Source organism: Escherichia sp. MOD1-EC5189 (assembly GCF_002966045.1).
In the GTDB taxonomy this organism is placed as follows: Bacteria; Pseudomonadota; Gammaproteobacteria; order Enterobacterales; family Enterobacteriaceae; genus Escherichia; species Escherichia coli_F.
The window spans coordinates 1-394 of the sequence record NZ_PTRX01000129.1; the positions used below are offsets into that span (position 1 = coordinate 1).

Sequence of the window (394 nt, forward strand, 5' to 3'; positions counted from 1 at the left end):
CCTTTCCATTCAAACGTGAAATCAATAAGTTCATCAGGGACATCGCAAACAATGTGAAGACGGATTTCTTCTCTGCCGTGACTCTTTTCACTAATTGCGTAACTGTCATGCTCTGGATTATTTAATTCTTTCAGCGTAAATTTTTCCTCGAAGGCTTTATTTAGCCGCCCCTGGTTTCCTTTTACAGCGAATAAATAATCACCTCCCTGTTTTTGTATCTTCTCTGCAATATCTTTCTGGCAACCCATCGCATCAGTTGTGATGATTTTTCCTTTAATATCCAGCATGTTAAGAAGTTCTGGGATAGCTGTAATCTCATTGGATTTCTCATCCGTCTTGATCTGTCCGATGACCAGACTGTGCATTGTTGAGAACGCACTAATGACATGAATCG

At 40.1% G+C, this 394-nt stretch carries 1 protein-coding gene; it reads right to left on the bottom strand.

Annotated elements, in window-relative coordinates; translation table 11 throughout:
• On the bottom strand, positions 1-394 hold a 394-nt coding region (locus ATB02_RS25870), incomplete at both ends, for an ISAs1 family transposase (RefSeq protein WP_123059875.1).